This is a genomic window from Desulfosporosinus cupriresistens (genome assembly GCF_001707885.1).
In the GTDB taxonomy this organism is placed as follows: domain Bacteria; phylum Bacillota; class Desulfitobacteriia; order Desulfitobacteriales; family Desulfitobacteriaceae; genus Desulfosporosinus.
Window position 1 is genome coordinate 1 of record NZ_MASS01000135.1, and the last position, 511, is coordinate 511.

A 511-nucleotide genomic window follows, 5' to 3' on the forward strand; every position below is an offset into this window, starting at 1 on the left:
AACTGAAACATCTAAGTACCCGGAGGAAGAGAAAGAATAATCGATTCCCTGAGTAGCGGCGAGCGAAACGGGAAGAGCCCAAACCGAATCCTTCGGGATTCGGGGTTGTAGGACCCTCTTTTAAGAATGGTTTCCTAGCTGAACAGGACTGGAAAGTCCGGGCAGAGAAGGTAACACCCCTGTAAACGAAAGGAAAGCATTCTGTGAGGGAATCCTGAGTACCGCGGGACACGTGAAACCCCGTGGGAAGCAGGGAGGACCACCTCCCAAGGCTAAATACTTCTTAGCGACCGATAGTGAACCAGTACCGTGAGGGAAAGGTGAAAAGCACCTCGGAAGAGGAGTGAAAAAGAACCTGAAACCGTGCGCTTACAAGCAGTTATAGCTTGCTCTCAGTTTACTGAGAGCGAGTGATAGCGTGCCTTTTGTAGAATGAACCGGCGAGTTACGGTATGTAGCGAGGTTAAGGCGAGAAGCTGGAGCCGAAGCGAAAGCGAGTCTGAAAAGGGCG

1 rRNA gene is annotated in these 511 nt (G+C 51.1%); it reads left to right on the plus strand.

The window, feature by feature from the left end:
- A 23S ribosomal RNA gene (locus tag DSBG_RS21515) occupies positions 1-511 on the plus strand; the annotation flags it as partial.